This is a genomic window from Dietzia sp. ANT_WB102, assembly GCF_008369165.1.
In the GTDB taxonomy this organism is placed as follows: Bacteria; Actinomycetota; Actinomycetes; order Mycobacteriales; family Mycobacteriaceae; genus Dietzia.
This window is the reverse complement of sequence record NZ_VOBA01000001.1, coordinates 1,283,662-1,301,749: the sequence shown is the minus strand read 5'-3', so window position 1 is coordinate 1,301,749 and position 18,088 is coordinate 1,283,662. Positions and strand designations below refer to the sequence as shown.

At 70.3% G+C, this 18,088-nt stretch carries 18 protein-coding genes; 4 read left to right on the top strand and 14 right to left on the bottom strand.

Annotated elements, in window-relative coordinates; all coding sequences use genetic code 11:
- Positions 1-35: 35 nt before the first annotated feature.
- Both hemC and FQ137_RS05930 read right to left on the bottom strand, forming a co-directional pair.
- A complete protein-coding gene (gene hemC, locus FQ137_RS05935; RefSeq protein ID WP_149291575.1) occupies positions 36-1,034 on the bottom strand; it encodes a hydroxymethylbilane synthase in 999 nt (332 codons plus the stop codon).
- Positions 1,031-2,398, bottom strand: coding sequence for a glutamyl-tRNA reductase (locus FQ137_RS05930; RefSeq protein WP_149291574.1), 1,368 nt, complete (start codon positions 2,396-2,398; stop codon positions 1,031-1,033). Before FQ137_RS05930 ends, hemC begins: the two co-directional genes overlap by 4 nt.
- A 471-nt stretch (positions 2,399-2,869) precedes the next feature.
- On the opposite strand from FQ137_RS05930, the gene FQ137_RS05925 reads away from it, so the two are divergent.
- Entirely contained in the window at positions 2,870-3,220 is a 351-nt protein-coding gene (locus tag FQ137_RS05925; RefSeq protein ID WP_149292675.1) for an HNH endonuclease, read from the top strand.
- A 36-nt stretch (positions 3,221-3,256) separates the two neighbouring features.
- On the opposite strand, the gene FQ137_RS05920 is transcribed toward FQ137_RS05925, so the two are convergent.
- Positions 3,257-3,526, bottom strand: coding sequence for a glutaredoxin family protein (locus tag FQ137_RS05920; protein ID WP_149291573.1), 270 nt, complete (start codon positions 3,524-3,526; stop codon positions 3,257-3,259).
- Between the two features lie 73 nt (positions 3,527-3,599).
- On the opposite strand from FQ137_RS05920, the gene FQ137_RS05915 reads away from it, so the two are divergent.
- A complete protein-coding gene (locus tag FQ137_RS05915) occupies positions 3,600-4,769 on the top strand; it encodes an HAD family phosphatase (protein ID WP_255583670.1) in 1,170 nt (389 codons plus the stop codon).
- Positions 4,770-4,785: 16 nt separating this feature from the next.
- Here the strand turns inward: FQ137_RS05915 and FQ137_RS05910 are convergent, their stop codons facing one another.
- From FQ137_RS05910 to FQ137_RS05880, 7 genes are all read right to left on the bottom strand, one after another.
- The gene (locus FQ137_RS05910) at positions 4,786-5,919 is read right to left on the bottom strand and encodes a lysophospholipid acyltransferase family protein (RefSeq protein ID WP_149291572.1); all 1,134 of its coding nucleotides are present in this window, start codon (positions 5,917-5,919) and stop codon (positions 4,786-4,788) included.
- Complete coding sequence (locus FQ137_RS05905; RefSeq protein ID WP_255583669.1) at positions 5,916-7,067, bottom strand: NAD-dependent epimerase/dehydratase family protein; 1,152 nt, start codon at positions 7,065-7,067, stop codon at positions 5,916-5,918. Before FQ137_RS05905 ends, FQ137_RS05910 begins: the two co-directional genes overlap by 4 nt.
- Positions 7,068-7,243: 176 nt before the next feature.
- Positions 7,244-7,345 (bottom strand): 30S ribosomal protein bS22, encoded by a 102-nt coding sequence (locus FQ137_RS05900; RefSeq protein WP_003855542.1) that lies wholly within the window; start codon positions 7,343-7,345, stop codon positions 7,244-7,246.
- 169 nt (positions 7,346-7,514) lie between these two features.
- The gene (locus FQ137_RS05895; protein ID WP_010540934.1) at positions 7,515-7,736 is read right to left on the bottom strand and encodes a helix-turn-helix domain-containing protein; all 222 of its coding nucleotides are present in this window, start codon (positions 7,734-7,736) and stop codon (positions 7,515-7,517) included.
- Between the two features lie 287 nt (positions 7,737-8,023).
- Positions 8,024-8,857, bottom strand: coding sequence for a pyrroline-5-carboxylate reductase (proC, locus tag FQ137_RS05890; RefSeq protein ID WP_149291571.1), 834 nt, complete (start codon positions 8,855-8,857; stop codon positions 8,024-8,026).
- 150 nt (positions 8,858-9,007) lie between these two features.
- A complete protein-coding gene (locus FQ137_RS05885) occupies positions 9,008-10,828 on the bottom strand; it encodes a hypothetical protein (protein WP_149291570.1) in 1,821 nt (606 codons plus the stop codon).
- 2 nt (positions 10,829-10,830) lie between these two features.
- The gene (locus FQ137_RS05880) at positions 10,831-11,778 is read right to left on the bottom strand and encodes a Ppx/GppA phosphatase family protein (protein WP_188064787.1); all 948 of its coding nucleotides are present in this window, start codon (positions 11,776-11,778) and stop codon (positions 10,831-10,833) included.
- Between the two features lie 33 nt (positions 11,779-11,811).
- Between FQ137_RS05880 and FQ137_RS05875 the strand changes: the two genes are divergently transcribed.
- Positions 11,812-12,657, top strand: coding sequence for a hypothetical protein (locus FQ137_RS05875; protein ID WP_149291568.1), 846 nt, complete (start codon positions 11,812-11,814; stop codon positions 12,655-12,657).
- 130 nt (positions 12,658-12,787) lie between these two features.
- Here FQ137_RS05875 and FQ137_RS05870 read toward each other — a convergent pair whose 3' ends face one another.
- From FQ137_RS05870 to FQ137_RS05860, 3 genes are all read right to left on the bottom strand, one after another.
- Positions 12,788-13,477, bottom strand: coding sequence for a response regulator transcription factor (locus FQ137_RS05870; protein ID WP_149291567.1), 690 nt, complete (start codon positions 13,475-13,477; stop codon positions 12,788-12,790).
- Complete coding sequence (locus tag FQ137_RS05865; RefSeq protein WP_149291566.1) at positions 13,474-14,670, bottom strand: cell wall metabolism sensor histidine kinase WalK; 1,197 nt, start codon at positions 14,668-14,670, stop codon at positions 13,474-13,476. Before FQ137_RS05865 ends, FQ137_RS05870 begins: the two co-directional genes overlap by 4 nt.
- Positions 14,671-14,784: 114 nt before the next feature.
- Positions 14,785-15,531 (bottom strand): phosphoglyceromutase, encoded by a 747-nt coding sequence (locus FQ137_RS05860; protein WP_149291565.1) that lies wholly within the window; start codon positions 15,529-15,531, stop codon positions 14,785-14,787.
- Between the two features lie 41 nt (positions 15,532-15,572).
- Here FQ137_RS05860 and FQ137_RS05855 point away from each other — a divergent pair, with 41 nt between their 5' ends.
- Positions 15,573-17,285, top strand: coding sequence for a long-chain-fatty-acid--CoA ligase (locus FQ137_RS05855; RefSeq protein WP_149291564.1), 1,713 nt, complete (start codon positions 15,573-15,575; stop codon positions 17,283-17,285).
- 190 nt (positions 17,286-17,475) lie between these two features.
- Here FQ137_RS05855 and FQ137_RS05850 read toward each other — a convergent pair whose 3' ends face one another.
- Positions 17,476-18,042, bottom strand: a complete 567-nt coding sequence (locus FQ137_RS05850; protein WP_370452323.1) for a YbjN domain-containing protein — start codon at positions 18,040-18,042, stop codon at positions 17,476-17,478.
- Between the last annotated feature and the right edge of the window lie 46 nt (positions 18,043-18,088).

Here is an 18,088-nt window from a genome sequence, read left to right as displayed (position 1 = left end):
GCGCGCTGGCTGCGCGCGAAATGGGAGTTCGGGGGTCAGGGATCGGTGACGGTCGGTGGTGCCGTCGTGGATACCTTGGGTACGAGTGGGGCGCGTTGCTCGGTCGAGTCCTCGGACATCAGGTCCCGGGCGCCGCGCTCGAGTAGTTCGGCCGCGAGTCGGCGGCCCAGCTCGTCGGCGGCGGCGATGGGCCCGTCCGGGTGGTCTGAGGTGGCGGTGGCGCCCTGGGTGCGCAGGACGGTGGAGCCATCGTGGGCGGCGACCACCGCGTGCAACGTCAGTTCGCCCTCCTCGAGCTCGCCGCGCGCGCCGACGGGGGCGGTGCAGCCGGCCTCGAGGTCGCGGAGGAGTCGCCGCTCGGCGGTGATCCGGACCCGCGACGGAAGGTGGTCGACGACGGTGAGGGCCTCGATGGCTTCGGTGTCGTCGGCGCGGCATTCGACGGCGAGGGCGCCCTGCGCGGGGGCGGGGAGCATCTCGTCGATGCCGAACCGGTGGGTGGCGCGCTCCCCCACTCCGGTGCGGTCGAGACCGGCCGCGGCCAGGACGACCGCGTCGAGGTCGCCACTGGTGACGTATCCCATGCGCGTGTCGATGTTGCCGCGCAGGGGATGTAGGTCGAGGTCTGGGCGCAGGGCCGCGAGCTGGGAGCGCCGACGTGGGGCGGAGGTGCCGACGCGTGCGCCGACCGGCAGCGTGTCCATGGTGAGCCCATCGCGGGCGATGAGCACGTCCGAGGGGTCGACGCGCGGCGGGACGGCGATGGGCGCGAACCGGTCATCGGGCGCGGTCGGCAGGTCCTTGTACGAGTGGACGGCGATGTCGCAGTCCCCGCGTTCGAGGGCGGCGCGTAGTTCGAGCGTGAACACGCCCACGCCGATGCGCTCGACCGGGGCCATCACCACGTCGCCGCGGGTGCGCACGATCACCAGTTCGGCCGGGTATCCGGCGGCGATGAGGGCGTCGCGGACGTGCCCGGCCTGCGTGGTCGCCAGGGTGCTGCCGCGCGTGCCCACTTTCAGGGTCCTGCTCATGACGCCTCCTCGTCCACGGTGTTGTCCAGGTCGAACAGTGTGCGTACGACCGCTGCGTAGTTTTCGCCATCGGGTTGGGCGGCGAGTTCCTTGAACCGCACCGTGGGCGGATGCAGGAGCTTGTCGACGACCCGGCGAACGGTGTTGGCGACCTCGTCGTGGACCCGGTCATCCATGTCGGGTAGCCGCGATTCGAGTCGCCGCATCTCGGCGGCGACGACCTGCCCGCCGCGGCCCCGCAGTTGGCTGATCAGCGGCCCGACGCCGGCCATGCGCTCGGCCTGGGTGTACGCGGTGAGCTCGGCGTCGACGATCGTGCGGGCGGCGTCGGCGTCCGCGGCGGCGGCGGAGGTGGCCGGGTCGGCCTTGAGCGCCTCGATACCCAGCACGGTGACGCCGGGCAGACCCGCGACGGCGGGGTCGACGTCGCGCGGCATGCCCAGGTCGCAGATGACCAGCGGGCCACGCTCGTCGCGGCCGGCCAGGGCGGTGTGCACGTCGCCGAGGGTGACGACCGTGCCGACGGCCCCGGTGCAGGTGAAGAGGATGTCGGCGCGGGCGACGGCGTCGGCGAGCCCGTCGAGCGGGAACGCCTCGGCGGGGGTCCCCGCGTCGCGGGCGATCTCCGAGAGCCGGTCGGCGCGCCCCGGGGTGCGGTTGGTGATCTCGATATGAGCGATCCCGCCCCGGCCGAGGTGGGCGACGGCCAGGCCACCCATCGCGCCTGCGCCGAGCACGACGGCCCGGCGCCCGTCGAGCCGGCGGGAGGCCGCCGCGTCGGCATCGGAGCTGCCAGTCGCCGCGGCGGCGCTGCTGCCAGCAGCGTCGGCGTTGAGGATCTCGGCCGCGCGGTCCAGTGCCACCGACACCACCGAGGCGCCGGCCGAGTCGATGCCGGTCTCGGTATGCACACGCTTGCCCACGTGCAGCGCCTGCTGGGCGAGCCGGTGCAGTGTCGTGCCGGCCGCGCCGATCTCGGACGCCGACTGGTAGGCGGTGCGGATCTGGCCGATGATCTGCTGCTCACCCACCACCATGGAGTCCAGGCCCGAGGCGACGGAGAACAGGTGCTCGGCGGCCGACTCGGAGTAGCGCACGTACAGGTGCCGGCTGAGCTCGTCGGCGGCCAGGCCGGAGTGGCGGGAGAGCAGGGCCACGACGTCGTCGAGGGCCGGGTGGAACGCGCCCACGGCCGAGTAGACCTCTACGCGGTTGCAGGTGGTGACGATCATCGCCTCGTCGACGTTCTCACCGGCGATGAGTTCCTCGGTGAGGGCGTCGCGGTCCGACTCGGAGACGGCGACCGCCTCGAGCAGGGACACCGGCGCACTGTGATGGGACAGCCCCACCAGGAGAATGCTCACAACCGACCCCCGGATGTCAGGGCCTCGAGGCCCCCTGCCAGAATGGGTGCTAAGTCGTCAACTCGGCGAGGAGACGGTCTGCGGGAAGACGGAACCCCGCAGGACGAACTCGCGGAACGCTGGTCCACAGTCGGTCGTCTCCCGTCGGTGTGCACGGCTGTGTACAAGGCAGTTCCATGCCGGAAGCGCCCTGCCGGGACGGCCGTGGCCTCAAGCCTGCGTACGACCCGTAACGGGCTCCACCGTAACCCGCTTGGCACCCCGGGACAAAACCGTCACCGGGGTGGATGCTATATCCGGGTGCCCCTCCGCACCTGCCGTGAACTGCTCGGACGCCGACCTCGCCCTCCCGTGAGGAACGCCGCACGAACCCCTGCCCGAGACCTGGCTCACTGTGGGGCCTCGTCAGGAGTCGTCCGACGTCGACGTACGGTGTCGGGCGTGCCCCCTCGCCGCAGGTCCTCCGCCACGATGTCCGCCGCGACCCGCGCCCGCTACGCCAAGCGACGTCAGCGGCGCCTGTCCCGCGTCGACAACGACCTCACCGATCCGCAGTGGTTCGAGATCCTCGATGCGTGGGGAGGCTGCGCCTACTGCAACGCGACCGGGCCGGCACTCCAGAAGGACTGCGTCATGCCCATCTCGCGTGGCGGCCGCTACACCCTGGAGAACGTCGTACCGGCGTGTGCGTCGTGCAATGCGTCTAAGCACAACAGCGAGGTCACCGGGTGGCTGCGGCGCAAAGAACTCGACGAGGGCGCGTTCCTGCTCCGGCACGCGACCATCCTGCGGGCCCTGCGGGATGCGCAGCCGGAGGAGTGACCGCCCGGGGGGCGCAGTGGTGGCGTGGGGGCCGGTTCAGTCCCACCCCGCGAACGGGCCGGGCTCGGCGAGGGTGGCGATGAGCTCGTCGTCGTCGATCTCCCAACACGAGTGCTCGGCGCCGTCGACCAACACCACCGGCAGCCGGTCGCCGTACTCCACCGCGAGTTCCGGGTCCGCCGCGTGGTCGACATCAACCGCCTCGAGGCGGGCGCCGGCGTCCTCGCACAGTGGGATCAACTGGCCGTGGACGCGGACGCAGCTGCCGCAGCCCTCGCGGGTCAACAGGGTCACCGTGTGCACCATGTCTCGATAGTGCACCACCCCATCGGGGCTGCCCTAGGATGGGGTGTCCGCGCCCTTCAGGAGGTCCCGCCCGGTGAACGACTCCCGACCGATGGACGACGACGACAACGACGCCGGCGGCCCCGAGAACAGCAACGCCGACCACGCCCCCACCTCTCCAGCGGAGAACGCGGACGGCACCGCCGATTCCGAGGATGCCCGCCGTTCCCGGTCGGGCCCGCGACTTCCCGGGCGCGCCGATTTCGTCACGGCGCTGGGTCGGCTGGTGTGGCGGCGCCGCGACGCCCGGATCCAGCGACGTGCCGGTGAGGCCTCCGCCGAGCACGCCGTCAAGCTCGAGCCCGGTGTGGAGCCTGGCGCCAAGTCCGGTGCCACGGCGGTCGCCGACACCGCTGCCCCGTCGGCCGACGAGCCCAGTCGCCCGCCTATCGACGGGCCGCCCCAGCCGGACCCGCAGGTCGCGGCGTTCTTCGACGTGGACAACACCCTCATCCAGGGCGCGTCGATCATCCTGCTGGCGCGAGGACTCGCCAAGCACCGCTTCTTCACCGCCCGGGATCTCGTGGGGTTGGCGTGGTCGCAGGCGAAGTTCCGGCTCTCCGGCGAGGAGAACGCCGAGGACGTCGCCGCCGGCCGCGACAAGGCGCTGAGCTTTGTCGAGGGACGCACCGTCGCCGAGCTGGTCGAGCTCAGTGAGGAGGTCGTGGACACGTCGATGCTCGACCGCGTCTGGCCGGGCACGCGCTCACTCGTCCAGATGCACCTGGACGCCGGTCAGCAGGTATGGCTGGTGACGGCGACGCCCGTGATGCTGGCGCGCGTGATCGCCACCCGGCTGGGCCTGTCGGGGGCGCTGGGCACGGTCGCGGAGGAGCGCGACGGCGTCTACACGGGCCGGCTCGTGGGCGACATCCTGCACGGGCCCGGCAAGGCGCACGCGATCTCCAAGCTCGCCGAGGTCGAGGGCTTCGACCTGAGTAAGTGCTACGCCTACTCCGACAGTTTCAATGACATGCCGATGCTCACGCTCGTCGGCAACCCCGTCGCGATCAACCCGGATTCGAAGCTGCGCAAGTACGCCTCGGAGAACGGCTGGGATGTCAAGGACTTCCGCACGGTACGCAAGGCCGCAAAGAAGGCGATGCCGGGAGTTCTCGCCGTCGGGGGCTTGGCCGGCGCCCATGCGGCCGCGCGCTCGTCCTATGGGGTGCGCACGATCGGCTCGCTGCGCCGCCTGTTCTGATTCTCCTGAAGAAGACTCAGCCGAAGAACACGCTGCCGCGGCGCGCGAGGTTACGGAACAGCGTGTTCTGGATGGTCTCGCGGACCTGGTCGGTGATCTCGAAGACCACCATTGGGTCCTCTGCGGCGTCGGGGCCCAGGTGTGAGGTCTCGATTGGCTCGCCGAACTCCATCGTCCACTTGGTGGGCAGTGGAATGCCGCCGAGAGCGCCGAGGAGCGGGAAGGCGGGCGTGATGGGCATGTACGGCAGGCCGAGCAGTCGCGCGAGTGCGGGCACCTCGCCGATCTTGGGGTAGATCTCCTCGGAGCCGACCACCGAGCACGGGATGATCGGCGCACCGGCGGCCAGGGCGGTGGCCACGAACCCGCCGCGACCGAAGCGCTGCAGGCGGTAGCGGTCGGCGAACGGTTTGCCGAGCCCCTTGAAGCCCTCCGGCCACACGGCCACCACGTTGCCGCCCTCCAGCAGCCGCTCGGCGTCGGCGGCGCACGCGAGGGTGGCACCTGCCCGGCGGGCGAGCGGCGCCGACACGGGCAGCGACATGGCCAGATCGGCGGCGAGCAGCCGCAGGGCGCGTCCGGCGTAGTCGTGGACGGCGACGGTGGTCATCATCCCGTCGAGTGGCAGGACGCCGGCGTGGTTGGACACGATCAGCCCGGCCCCCTCCTCGGGGATGTTTTCGGCGCCGATCACCTCGACCCGGAACCAGTGCTCGAACAACGGCCGCCACAGGGGAAGCCACACGTGGGTGTGGAAGTGCTCGTCGAACCCGAACTCGTCGACCTCGTACCCGCCGGTGAGGCGGGTGGCGAGCAGCTCGCCGGCAGCGCTGACGGCGTCGGCCAGCCCGGTCATCGCGCTGATGTCGCCCGTCGCGAGTGCCGTGTCGACGCCGCGGGCCAGGTCACGGACGGGGGCCAGGACCTCGGCGTCGATGGGTAGCGCGTCGGCGACCTGTGCGATCGACATCCGCATCGAGGTGAGGAACCGGTCGACGATCCGACCGAGCTCGGTGGCCGCGGCATCGCTGTTGGTGGTGTTGCCGAGGAAGCCCTCCCCGACCATCCGGTCGCTGCGGGCGTCGCGTCGACCCTCGCCCCATCGCGGTCCACCGAGGGGCTGGGACAGGTCGAATTCCGGGCCCTTCACGGCGCCTCCTCCTCGATGGGGTCGGGTAGGGCCCCCATCGCTTCGAGCTCGCCGATCGTGGTGTCCACCCCTGCGCGCAGTCGGCTGGCCATCGGGGCCGGCAGTCTCCTGGCGAGCGTGGCGGTCTTCCGTTCGAGCGAGGTGCGGGTGATCAGTGGCTCGGCACCGGAGTCCACGAGGTAGGCGTGCAGCGCTTCCTCGGAGGTGTACCTGGGCGTGAACCCGAACTCGGTGCGCATTCGGGTGGTGTCCATGGTGCGGCCGTACCTGAGGTATCGCAGCTGCGAGGGCCCGATGTCGCGCAATCCCTGGCTCGACAGCAGCCGGGCCGCGAGCCTGAACGCCGCGGGCATCACCGGCAGGGGGATGTGCCCGGCGCGTCGGATGGCCTGGGTGAGGGTGAGCACGCCGTCGGCCGCGATGTTGTACGTGCCGGGGGCCGCGCCCGTCGTGGCGTGCAGCAGCGCGTCCAGCGCGTCCTGCGGGTGCAGCAGCTGGATGCGCGGGTCGTACCCGGCCAGCACCGGAGCCACGGACGGCACCAGCAGTTCGCCGACGACCGTGGGCTCCGGCAGTCCGAGGATCGCGGGGATGCGCAGGATCGTCACGTCGATGTCCGGGCGTTTGCGGGACATGCCCCGCACATAGCCTTCCACGGACAGGTGATCGAGCGGGATGCCGCCGCTGGGCTGGCCTCGCGCGGCCATGTCCTCGGTGAACATCGCCGGGTCGACGCCCGAGGAGCCGTACACGGAGGTCGAGGAGATGAGGACGAACCGCTTGACCGTCGCGGCCCGCCCGCACGCGGCGATCACGTGCATCGAGCCCATGATGTTGGCCTCCTTGACGGCCGCGCGGCCGCCGGGGGCGAAATCCGTGTGGTGCAGTCCGGCATGCACGACCGTGTCGATACCGGCCTCACGGAGGATTCCCTGCAGTCGCGGGGACTGCGGGTCGAGGCGCACGAACTCGGCGTCCCGCATCCGTCGACGGTGCTGCGGCGACGGCTTCACCGAGTCGATCGCCAGGACACGCTCCACGGAGTCGTTGCGGAGCAGCATGCCCACCAGGTGCGCGCCGAGGTACCGACTGCCGCCCACGACCGCGACGGCACGGGCCGGGCGACGGGCTGCTAGTTCGGTATCCACCCGGCTGAGTCTAGCCGCGGAGCTGCCCTCCCATGTGGGTGGTCCGCGCAGCCGACCGTCCGCCCCCGGGGGTGCCGGACACTCCCGGCCGTAAATACACCGATGCCCGCCACCACTGCTGGTGACGGGCATCCGCTACAGGCGTGAGTCCGGGCGCTATCAGGGCGCCGCCGGACTCACTTACCGAGTTTGCGACGCTGCACGCGGGTCCGGCGGAGCATCTTGCGGTGCTTCTTCTTGGACATCCGCTTGCGGCGCTTCTTGATCACAGAACCCATATCGGGGTCACCTACCTGTCGACTACTGGTCTGGGGCCTTACAGCCCACAAATGGCCTTGACTTGCGCTCCGGCGCCTGAGAGCGAGCTCGAAAGCCGGGACGGAACCCGTCCAGACTACCTCCCGCGCCCCGCCGCCACGAAAACGGGCCGGGCACCGGCCCAGCGGGTTAACCCGCGGAGAAGTACGACGTGTCGAGATACTCGTGCACGGCCTTGGAGTGGACACGGAACGACCGCCCCACCCGTACGGCGGGCAGCTCGCCCGAGTGGACGAGTCTGTAGACCGTCATCTTGGATACGCGCATCAGCGCGGCGACCTCAGCAACGGTGAGGAACTGCGAGCCCCCCGCCGCCTGCGAGCCGCCCTCGGTCTTGTCGGTAGTCGCCATCGTCACAACCCTTCGTGGCACGCGTCGTGCCGCAGGCTTCCCCTCCTGCGGTACGGACACGCACGTGCTGGGTATGAGCCTAGCGTGAATGGTGTGATCAGTGCGACGGGAGTGGGCGATTAACTTCGACGACACGCCGCCCGGCCCAGGCCTCACCCGTTCTGAGCTGGGCTTGTGCTAAATACGCGGACCCGCCGGGTGGCTCACTTCTCACCCGGCGGGTCGGTTCGGCAGGGGCACGCCCGGCCCGCTCGGCCGCATCGGCGACGGGCTCTGGGCGGCAGTGGTCAGTCGTCCTCGTCGTCGTCAGCAGCGGCCTCGGCCAACGTCCGTGACCGCGACGCCGCCGCCTCGACCGCGTCCGCCACGGCCCCGCGCAGTCCCCCGGCCTCGAGCTGGCGGATCGCCGCCGCGGTGGTGCCGCCCGGCGAGCTGACGTTGTAACGCAACTCGGCGGGCCCCTCGTCACCGGCGGTGAGCATCGCGCCCGCCCCGAGCGCCGTCCCCGTGGCCAGTGTGAGCGCCACGTCGCGCGGGAGCCCCCGCTCCACGCCGGCGTCGACCATCGCCTCGACGAGGAGGAAGAAGTACGCGGGACCGGACCCGGACACTGCGGTGACGGCGTCCATCTGGGCTTCGGAGACGACGACGACGAGGCCCACGCTCTCCATGATCGTCACCACCTGCCGGAGGTGCTCGTCGCGCGCGTAGCGGCCCTTGCAGACCGCGGAGACGCCGTGCCCCACGAGCATCGCCGTATTGGGCATGACCCGCACCACCGGCGAGCCCGCACTGAGCCGGTTCTCCAGCACCTGCGTGGGCACGCCCGCCGCCAGGGACACCACGATCGACTCGTGGACACTGTCCGAGATGGCGTCGCCGATGCGGCCGACCACGGCGGGCACGTCCTGCGGCTTGACGGCCACCACGATGACGTCGGCGCCCTCGCAGCCGATGTCGAGGTTGGTGGAGAGGATGCTGTACTTCTTGGCCAGTTGGTCCGCGCGGGCCTGCACGGCCTCGATCACCACGATGTCCGAGGGCTCGGTCCCTGCCTCACGGAGTCCCGCGATGAGGGCCTCGCCGATGCGTCCGCCGCCGACCACTGCGATTCTCGTCATGCCCATCACGATGCCACACCCGTGCGCGGGCCTCGTATGCCCGCGGGGTCGCCGGGCCCGGCGGTGCACTGCCCCGGACTCGGCGCACAGATGACTCCGCCCGCACCTGGGGCAGGTGCGGGCGGACTCTGTGCCGGGGCGGGAGGCCAGCTAGGTGACGATCCTGAGCAGGAGCGGCCCGCACGTCACGCCCAGACCGACGATCACGGCCAAGGCGATGCTCACGGTGTCATTGGATCTGCGCAGGACGCGGACCATCGCGACCAGCCCGACGATCACGACGATCGCCAGGGCGAAGGCAACCCACGGCAGGTCGCCCCAGAGCAGCTGGAATCCGATGAACAGAGCCGCGCCCGCAACCGCGGAAGCGAGCACCTGCGCGACGAGGATCAGCCACTGCGAGGCCGAGGTCCGCTCGGGAGTGGTCTGGTCGAGGCTGTCACGCTCGACGCTGTCCGGGTCCACGCGGTCCAGATCGGCGCTGTCCCGATCGGCGGCGGGATGAGCGGCGGTGGTCTGGGGCCGGTCAGCCTGCTGCGTGTCGCTCTGCTGCTGGTCGGCCTTCGACCGATCGGCGCCGGCGCCCGCGCCGACGACCGCCGCGGTCATCCCGGCAACCCCGGCCCCTCCGGCGGCAGCTGCGGTCGCCGCGCCGGCGGCGCCCTGTCGATCGGGGGCGTCGGCCGCGTCGGCCTGTGAAGCGGGGGCCTCAGGGGCCCGGTAGGCCGTCGAGCCACTGCCCGACGGCACGCCCCAAGCGGGACTGTCGGAGGGTGCGGTTGACGAGTCAGCCGCGGCTGCGCGCTTGTCGGAAGCTGACTTGTCCGCGGCGGGCTCGTCCGCGGCGGCGGGCTTAACGGGAGCTGGCTTTGCGGTAGCTGGCTTGGCGGTAGCTGGTTTGTCCGCAGCGGGCGTGCCGGTCGACGCGGCAGCAGGACCGGCGGGCGTGCCGGCGGCCGGCTTGACTGCAGGTCCCGCGGGCGCCGGGGAGGAGGCCGTCGCGGTCGTGTCCGCGGTACCTGCGCGTGTGTCAGTCGCCCCCTTCCCTGCCGTGCTGGACGGGGCGACCTTCTCTGCCGGGCCGGCAGCCGCGGTTCCGGCGACACCGGCAGCGCCGGCGCCCACGACACCGGCGGCCGCGGCCCCGGCGGGCCCCACTCCGCCGCGGTCGGGCCGGTCTGCTGGCATCGAACGGTCAGCCCGGGCGTCGGACTCCGACTGCTCCACGCCCTTACGCCTGCGACCGAATAGTCCTCGCAGTCCGCCCTTCTTCTCGGGCTCGTCGGCGGCGTCGGAGGCCGCAGAGCGCGGCGGTGTCGGGGACGAAGGTGGGGTCGGAACTGCAGCTGGTACCGGGGTCACGGCCGGAGTCGACGTAGACGGCTGAGTCGACGCGGACGGCGTGGCCTGCGTGGAACGAGTGGTCTGCCCGGTCTGCCCCGGCCGGGTTGTCGAGGTCGGGGCCGATGACTGCGCAGCCGGCTTCGGCGTCTGACCTGCCGGAGCCGGCTGACCCGCCGGAGCCGTCTTCCCGGCCGCCTCGGCAGACGCAGGCGACCCGCCCTCGGGGGCCCGCCGCCGCCCCGTGGGCTTCGGAAACTGCGGGGTCTGGGGGGTCGACGAACTCGTCGTCGTCTCCGAGGTCTTCTCGGCGCCGACCCCAGCGCCCTTCGCAGCACCGCCCCCGGCACCCGGCTCCGCGCGGGATTCCGCGCCCTGGCCGGTGTCGCCTTCGGCGGGTGTTGTCCCCTCGGCTTCCTCGGCCTCCCGTGCCCGGCGACGCGCCGCGCGTCCACTGAGCACGGTGTCGTCGGTGATCCGCGGGATCTCACCGGTGAGTTCGGAGACGGTGACGCCGCCCTCATCGGCCCGGCGACGCCGGCGCCCGGTCGGGGCGGACTGCTGCTCTGCGCCCATGCGCTTGAGCAGTTCCGCCACGGTGATCTGCTGACCGTCTGAATCCTCGGCCATCGTCAGCTTCCCTTCCCGTCGCCGCCCACGTCCCGTTCGAGACGCTGCAGAATGAGCCCCTCTCGCAGAGCCCACGGACAAATCTTCACACTTTCCAAACCCAACGCACGCATGGACGCCTCCGCCACCAGCGCTCCCGCCACCACCTGATGGGAGCGGTCGGAGCTGATGCCCTCCAACTCTGCCCTGTCGGCGGCTGTCATGCGAGAAATAAACGCGATCACCTGCCGCAGACCGGCCGCCGTCAGGACCCGCTCGACGCGAGGCCCCTCCGACGACGGCGCCGCACCCGTGAGTCGGGCCAGCATGCGAAAGGTCTTGGAGGTGGCGCACGCCAGATCTGGCTCACCGGCCGCGCGCAGTTCCCGGGCGGGCCCATCGAGCTCGGCGTCGATGTAATCGCGCAGCTGATTGATGCGCTTACGCTCCGGCGGATCGGTCGTGAACCAGTCATAGGTGAGCCGGCCGGCACCCAGTTGCAGACTGTGGGCCTGCTCGGGCAGCTCGTCCTCGCCATACGTCATCTCGAGCGACCCACCACCGATGTCGAGGTTGATGATCCGCCCCGCGCTCCAGCCGTACCAGCGGCGAGCAGCAAGGAAGGTCATGCGCGCCTCATCCACACCGGACAGGACCCGCAGTTCGATGCCGGTCTCCTTGGCGACCTTGGTCAGCACCTCCTCCGAATTGGCCGCGTCGCGCACGGCGGAGGTGGCCAGCGCCATGACCTCACGGCACTTGGTGGCGCGCGCCAACTCGGCGGCCTCATTCACCGCGTCGATGAGCCGGGCGATGCCGACCTTGGAGATCTTGTTGTCCTCGTCCAGATACTCGATCAGCCGCAGCCGCGTCTTGGAATCGTTCATGGGCGTGGGATGGCCACCACGGTGGGCGTCGACCACCACGAAGTGGACCGTGTTACTTCCCACGTCCAGGACACCTAATCTCACACGACCACCCTAAACGGTCTACGGTCGCAGGTTGTGACCGCCACCGATCGCCCCTCCACCCCAGGTGACCCACTCCCCGAGGCCCCCCTCGACTTCCCTCGCGAGTGGTACACCTTCCCCGACCCCGCGAACGCCGAGCACCTCATCTCCGCCGACATGACGTGGCTGCTCTCCTCATGGACGTGCGTCTTCGGCACGCCCGCCTGCCACGGCATCGAACGCGACCAGCCCGACTCCGGCTGCTGCACGCACGGGGCGTTCCTGTCCGACGACGAGGACCGGCAGCGGCTCAAGGCCAACGTCGCGCTACTGCGGCCGGAGGAATGGCAACACCGGGAGGCCGCCCAGTCCGCAGCGTCTGCGGAGGGAGTCGTCCTGGAGTCGTGGCTCGAGGAGGACGAACTGACCGGCGACGACGGCGAGATGGAGCCGGCTCTGAGAACGCGCCGCCTTGGCGGGCGGTGCGTGTTCTTCAACGATGTCGGTTGGCCGACCGGGTCGGGCTGCGCCCTGCACCACCTCGCCGCGCGGACCGGGCGGAGCCTGCCCGAGTCCAAGCCGGACGTGTGTTGGCAGTTACCGATCCATCTGACGCACGAGTGGGAGACCCGCGCCGACGAGGTGGAGATCCTCCACACCCGTGTCGGTGAGTACGACCGCCGCGGCTGGGGCCCCGGCGGGCTGGACCTGGACTGGTACTGCACCGGTTCGCCCGAGGCGCACGTCGGGGTCGACCCCGTGTACATCTCGCTCCGCGACGAGTTGGTCGAACTGCTGGGGGCCGAGTGTTACGAGATCCTCGCGGCGGCGTGCCGGCGCCGGCGGCAGCTGGGGATCGTGGCCGTGCACCCGGCGACCGAGCGCGCGGGCGGCGCCTGAGCCGGATCCCTAGCCCCCGGGTCGTGGGGCCCCCGAGGCGTGGGGCCCCCGAGGCGTGGGGTCCCCGGGGCCCCTGGGGCGTGACGCCCCCGAGGCGTGAGGCCCAGGAGGGGGTGTGACGCCCCCGCGGTCAGCCCTCGAACTTGTAACCCAGCCCGCGGACGGTCACCAGGTGCACCGGCTTGCCCGGATCGGACTCGATTTTCGAGCGCAGGCGCTTGACGTGCACGTCGAGCGTCTTGGTGTCGCCGACGTAATCCGAGCCCCACACCCGGTCGATGAGCTGCCCACGCGTGAGGACCCGACCGGAATTGCGCAGCAGGTACTCGAGCAGGTCGAACTCCTTGAGCGGCAGCGTGACGGCCGAGCCCCGAACCATCACCGTGTGCCGCTCGATGTCCATCCGCACCGGCCCGGACTCCAGTACGCCGATCTCGTTAACCGGCTCCGCCTCGGAATCCGCGCCGCGGCGCAGCACGGCACGGATGCGGGCAATGAGTTCGCGGGCCGAATACGGCTTGGTCACGTAGTCGTCGGCGCCCAACTCCAGGCCCACGACCTTGTCGATCTCGCTGTCCCGGGCGGTCACCATAATCACCGGGACCTTCGAGGTCATCCGCAGCCGCCTGCACACGTCGGTGCCCGACATCCCGGGGAGCATGAGGTCCAGCAGCACGATGTCCGCGCCATCGGACTCGAAGTTCTCGAGCGCGGTCGGGCCGTCTCCCGCGACGGCGACCTCGAAGCCTTCCTTGCGGAGGAGGAACGCGAGCGGATCCGCCAGCGAGTCCTCGTCCTCCACGATCAGCACCCTGGTCACGGCACCTGGTCCTCTCCATGTTTGACGTGCTCGACGCCGGGCGTTCCCCCGCCGCCATCCGGCTCCACATGAGCCGGGAGTTCGAGTGTGAACGTCGACCCGGTACCGGGCCGGCTCCACAGGCTGACGGCGCCGTCGTGGTTCTGGGCGACGTGCTTGACGATCGCCAGCCCGAGCCCGGTCCCGCCGGTGGCGCGAGAGCGCGCCTTGTCGACGCGGAAGAACCGCTCGAAGACGCGGGCCTGGTCCTTGGGGGCGATGCCGATGCCGCGGTCGGTGACGCGCAGCATCACCGTGTCACCGCTGATACCCCGGGTGATCGACACCGGAGTCTGCTCGGGCGAGTAGTTGACGGCGTTGGAGATGAGGTTGGCCACCGCCGTCACCAAAAGAGTCCAGTCGCCCTTGACCTCGAGCCCGGACGGCGCGTCGGTGATGAGCTCGATCCCGGCCGCCTCCGCCGCCGACGCGGACCGGCGCAGCGCCTCGGCCACCACATCGTCCACGTCCACCGGCTCCGGGTCGCGGATCCGCTCGGCCCCCTGCAGCCGCGACAACTCGATGAGTTCGGAGACCATCTTCCCGAGACGCTGAGCCTCGCTCACCACCCGCCCGCCGAAGTACTCGACCGATTCCGGGTCGTCCTTGGACTCCAGCAGCGCCTCTGCCAGCACCGCCATCGCCCCGACCGGGGTCTTGAGCTCGTGGGAGACGTTCGCCACGAAGTCCCGGCGGGCGGACTCCATTCGACGGTGCTCGGAGTCGTCGTCGGCGAAGACCACCACGAATTGCTGACCGTTGCCCACGAGGATCTCCCCGCGTCCACTCACCGACGGAATGCGGCGGCGGCCGGGGGTCATCTTGGCGGGCAGGTCGAACGCAGTCGTCACCCCATCTGTGAACGTCGACTGGGCCGCCCGCCACACCGGCTCGACAAGCAGACGGTCGTCGACGATCCCCAACTCGGCCGCGCGACGGTTGTAGAGGACGACGTCCTGGTGGCGATCCACAACCGCCAGCGCGTACGGCGCCTGCTGGTAGACGCCCCGCAACACGTCCAAGCGGCTCGGTCCGGCCTGCTCAGCGCGGCGCCGATCGCTGCGCCGATTGATGAGCGGAACGACGAAGCCGCCCACGAGAAAGCCGATGATCCCGGCAACGATCGCGAGGAAGATCCCCAGACTGACCTGCACAACCCTGATCCTACGGTGTGACCCTCCGGCGCCCGAATCGACAAACCCCCGGCCACCTGCGGGAAGTTCGCAGGCAGCCGGGGGTTCACGACCCGTTCACCGGGGCTCCATCTCCTACTTGGCGCCCTGGTTGGCCACGGCTGCCGCGCCGGCGGCGGCGGCCTCCGGGTCGAGGTAGGTACCGCCCGGGTTGGCGACCAGCCCGGTCTCGTCGAAGTTGTAGACCAGCGGGATCCCGGTAGGGATGTTGAGGCCCGCGATGTCCTCGTCGGAGATGCCGTCGAGGTGCTTGACCAGTGCGCGCAGCGAGTTTCCGTGGGCGGCCACCAATACCGTCTTGCCCTCCGCGAGCTTCGGTTCGATCTCGGCGGCGTAGTACGGGATGAACCGATCCACGACGTCCTTGAGGCACTCGGTCAGCGGGACCTCCGGCAGGTCCGCGTAACGCACGTCCGAGGTCTGCGAGTAGTCGCCCGCCGGGTCGATCGCCGGCGGCGGGGTGTCGTAGCTGCGGCGCCACAGCATGAACTGCTCGTCACCGAACTGGTCCTTGATCTCCGCCTTGTCCAGCCCCTGCAACTTGCCGTAGTGGCGCTCGTTGAGCTTCCAGTGCCGGATCACCGGAATCCAGTGGCGGTCGCACGCGTCCAGCGCGATGTTCGCGGTGGTGATCGCGCGGCGCAGCAGCGAGGTGTACAGGATGTCCGGCAGGATCCCCTGCTCGGCGAGGAGCTCGCCGCCACGGACCGCCTCCTCGCGCCCCAAATCGGTGAGGTCGACGTCCACCCAACCCGTGAACTGGTTGGACGCGTTCCACGTGGACTGCCCGTGACGAAGAAGGATGAGTGTTCCGTAAGCCATACGGCCATTATGACCCGACTCCTTAGGACTACGGTGCAGACATGACTACTCCCGCCGGAGCCGCCACCCCCGGACACGCCGACCGGCCGTGGACCGCCCACTACACCCCTGGCACCACACAGAACCTCGATTACGGCACCACCACCCTGATCGACCAGTTCGACAACGCCGTTGGTGCGCACGCCGACCGGCCAGCCACCGAATTCTTCGGTCGCCTGACCACTTACTCCGACCTCGGCAGACGCGTCCGCCGCGCCGCCGAGGGCCTGCGTCGCCTGGGAGTGAACCGCGGGGACCGGGTCGCCGTGCTGCTGCCGAACTGCCCCCAGGGCATCGTCGTGTTCTATGCGGCGCTGCGCATCGGCGCAATCGTCGTGGAACACAACCCGCTCTACACCGCCGACGAGCTCGAAGGGCCGTTCTCGGACCACGCCGCGAAAGTCGTCGTGACGTGGAACGTCGTCGCCGACGTCGTGCAGGAACTCGCGAACCGCCCCGGTTCCGTGATCGAGCACGTCCTCGCCGTCGACCTCCTCGACGCGTTCCCCACCGCCAAGCGCCTCGCGCTCCGCCATCTCCCCGTGCCTGCGCTGCGCGCCTCACGCGCCAAGCTCTCCACACCCGCCCCCGGCACGCAGAACTGGGACGAGCTCGAGACCGGGCCCGAGTTGGACTTCTCGCACCCGCGGCCCGAGCAGGAAGATCCTGCGCTCATCCTCTACACCTCCGGCACCACCGGGGCCCCCAAGGGCGCGACCCTCACCCACGCCAACCTGGTGGCCAATTCGATGCAGGGCCGAGCCTGGGTGCCGGAACTCCAGCCGGGCAAGGAGAAGTTCCTGGCCTCTCTTCCCATGTTCCACGCCTACGGGGTGACGATGTGCGTGGTGTTCGGCATCGCCCAGGGAGCGCGACTGCAACTCGTGCCCACACCCGACATGGACCTGATCATGCCGATCTTCGCCAAAAATCTGCCGACCTTCATCCCAGCTGTCCCGCCGATCTACACGCGCATCCTCGAGGAAGCCGGCAAGCGCAAGATCTCGCTGCAGGGTGTGAAATTCTCCCTCTCCGGCGCCATGAGCCTGCCCACCGACCTCATCGAGAAATGGGAGAGCGCCACCGGTGGCCTGCTGGTGGAGGGCTACGGCATGACCGAGACCTCACCCATCACCGTGGGCAACCCGATGTCGACGGCGAGGCGGGCCGGCTCGATCGGCGTCCCGTTCCCCGACACCGACATCCGGATCAGCGACAAGGACGACCCATCGAAGGACGTTGCCGCTGGCGAGCCCGGTGAACTGCTGGTCAAGGGGCCGCAGGTCTTCCCCGGGTACTGGGGCAACGAGAAGGCGACCGCGGCGGCCTTCCACGACGGGTGGCTGCGCACCGGTGACGTGGTGGTCCAGGACCCCGACGGTTTCCTCACCGTGGTGGACCGCATCAAGGAAATGATCGTCACCGGCGGGTTCAACGTCTACCCGTCCGAGGTCGAGGCGGTGCTGCGCACGGCACCCGGGATCGCCGACTGCGCTGTGGTCGGCCGGCCGAGCTCGGACGGCGGTGAGAAGGTGGTGGCCGCAGTCGTCCTCGAGCCCGGGGCCACGTTGGACGTCGACGCGGTCCGCGCCCACTGCAAGGCATCGTTGGCCGGGTACAAGGTGCCGCGGGAGTACATCGAGGTAGACGAGCTCGCCACCAACCCGATGGGCAAGGTTCTGCGCAAGAAGGTAGCCGAGCAGATCGCCTCCTGACCGGTCACCGCAACCCGCGTTGAGTCACTCAGTCAGCCGCCGGCGCCACGCGCCCTGGCATAACGCTGCACGCAGTGACTCAACTCCCGGCTGAGCGGCCACGCCCAGTGCAGAACCACGCCCCGCGCAGCACCACAGGTCACCCGCCACGCCCGGCGGAGCATCTACGCGCGAGCGCCGGGCCGGGGGTTTACTCGGGCTGGGGCAGGTCGGTGGTGAGGTGGCGGAACGCGTCGAGGTTGCGCAGCGGCTCGCCCCGAGAGACCCGCCACTCCCATTCGCGGCGGATGGAGGTGTGGAAGCCGGTCTCGAGCAGGATATTGAAGTCATGGTCCGCGGCCTCGAGCACCTGTCCTAGGACGCGGTCCAGCTCCTCCTCGGTCACGGCGACCAGCGGCATCCTGCCCACCAGGTAGATGTCGCCGTTGTTGTCCAGCGTGTACGCCACCTGGTACAGCCGCCGGTTACGACGAAGCAGATACTTGTAGACCTTCTCGAAGTCCTCGTCGGGGTTGCGGCAGACGAACGCCTCGACCCGCACGCTCTCCCGGTTCACCGTCAGGTGGCACGCGGTCTTGAGCCGCTTCTCCCCCGGCAACTGCACGACGAAGGTGCGGCCCCCGGCGAGGGTCGATTCGATGTCCCGCTCCACCAGGAAGTTGCGGATCCGCTCGACGGTCGGCGCGTCGACATCGTCGTGGTGCGGGGCCGGCCCGCCGTCGTCGTCCATGCGCTTGCTCTCGGTGGGGTCGATCATCGTGACTCCTTCGGGGTGGTCGACTGGGGCTCGGCGTGGCTCCGGA

Excerpts from the sequence above, each read along its gene's own strand:
- hemC (WP_149291575.1), bottom strand. The coding sequence starts at position 1,034 with ATGAGCAGGACCCTGAAAGTGGGCACGCGCGGCAGCACCCTGGCGACC.
- FQ137_RS05925 (WP_149292675.1), top strand. The coding sequence starts at position 2,870 with ATGTCCGCCGCGACCCGCGCCCGCTACGCCAAGCGACGTCAGCGGCGC.
- FQ137_RS05920 (WP_149291573.1), bottom strand. The coding sequence starts at position 3,526 with ATGGTGCACACGGTGACCCTGTTGACCCGCGAGGGCTGCGGCAGCTGC.
- FQ137_RS05900 (WP_003855542.1), bottom strand. The coding sequence starts at position 7,345 with ATGGGTTCTGTGATCAAGAAGCGCCGCAAGCGGATGTCCAAGAAGAAG.
- FQ137_RS05895 (WP_010540934.1), bottom strand. The coding sequence starts at position 7,736 with ATGGCGACTACCGACAAGACCGAGGGCGGCTCGCAGGCGGCGGGGGGC.
- proC (WP_149291571.1), bottom strand. The coding sequence starts at position 8,857 with ATGACGAGAATCGCAGTGGTCGGCGGCGGACGCATCGGCGAGGCCCTC.
- FQ137_RS05885 (WP_149291570.1), bottom strand. The coding sequence starts at position 10,828 with ATGGCCGAGGATTCAGACGGTCAGCAGATCACCGTGGCGGAACTGCTC.
- FQ137_RS05860 (WP_149291565.1), bottom strand. The coding sequence starts at position 15,531 with ATGGCTTACGGAACACTCATCCTTCTTCGTCACGGGCAGTCCACGTGG.
- FQ137_RS05855 (WP_149291564.1), top strand. The coding sequence starts at position 15,573 with ATGACTACTCCCGCCGGAGCCGCCACCCCCGGACACGCCGACCGGCCG.
- FQ137_RS05850 (WP_370452323.1), bottom strand. The coding sequence starts at position 18,042 with ATGATCGACCCCACCGAGAGCAAGCGCATGGACGACGACGGCGGGCCG.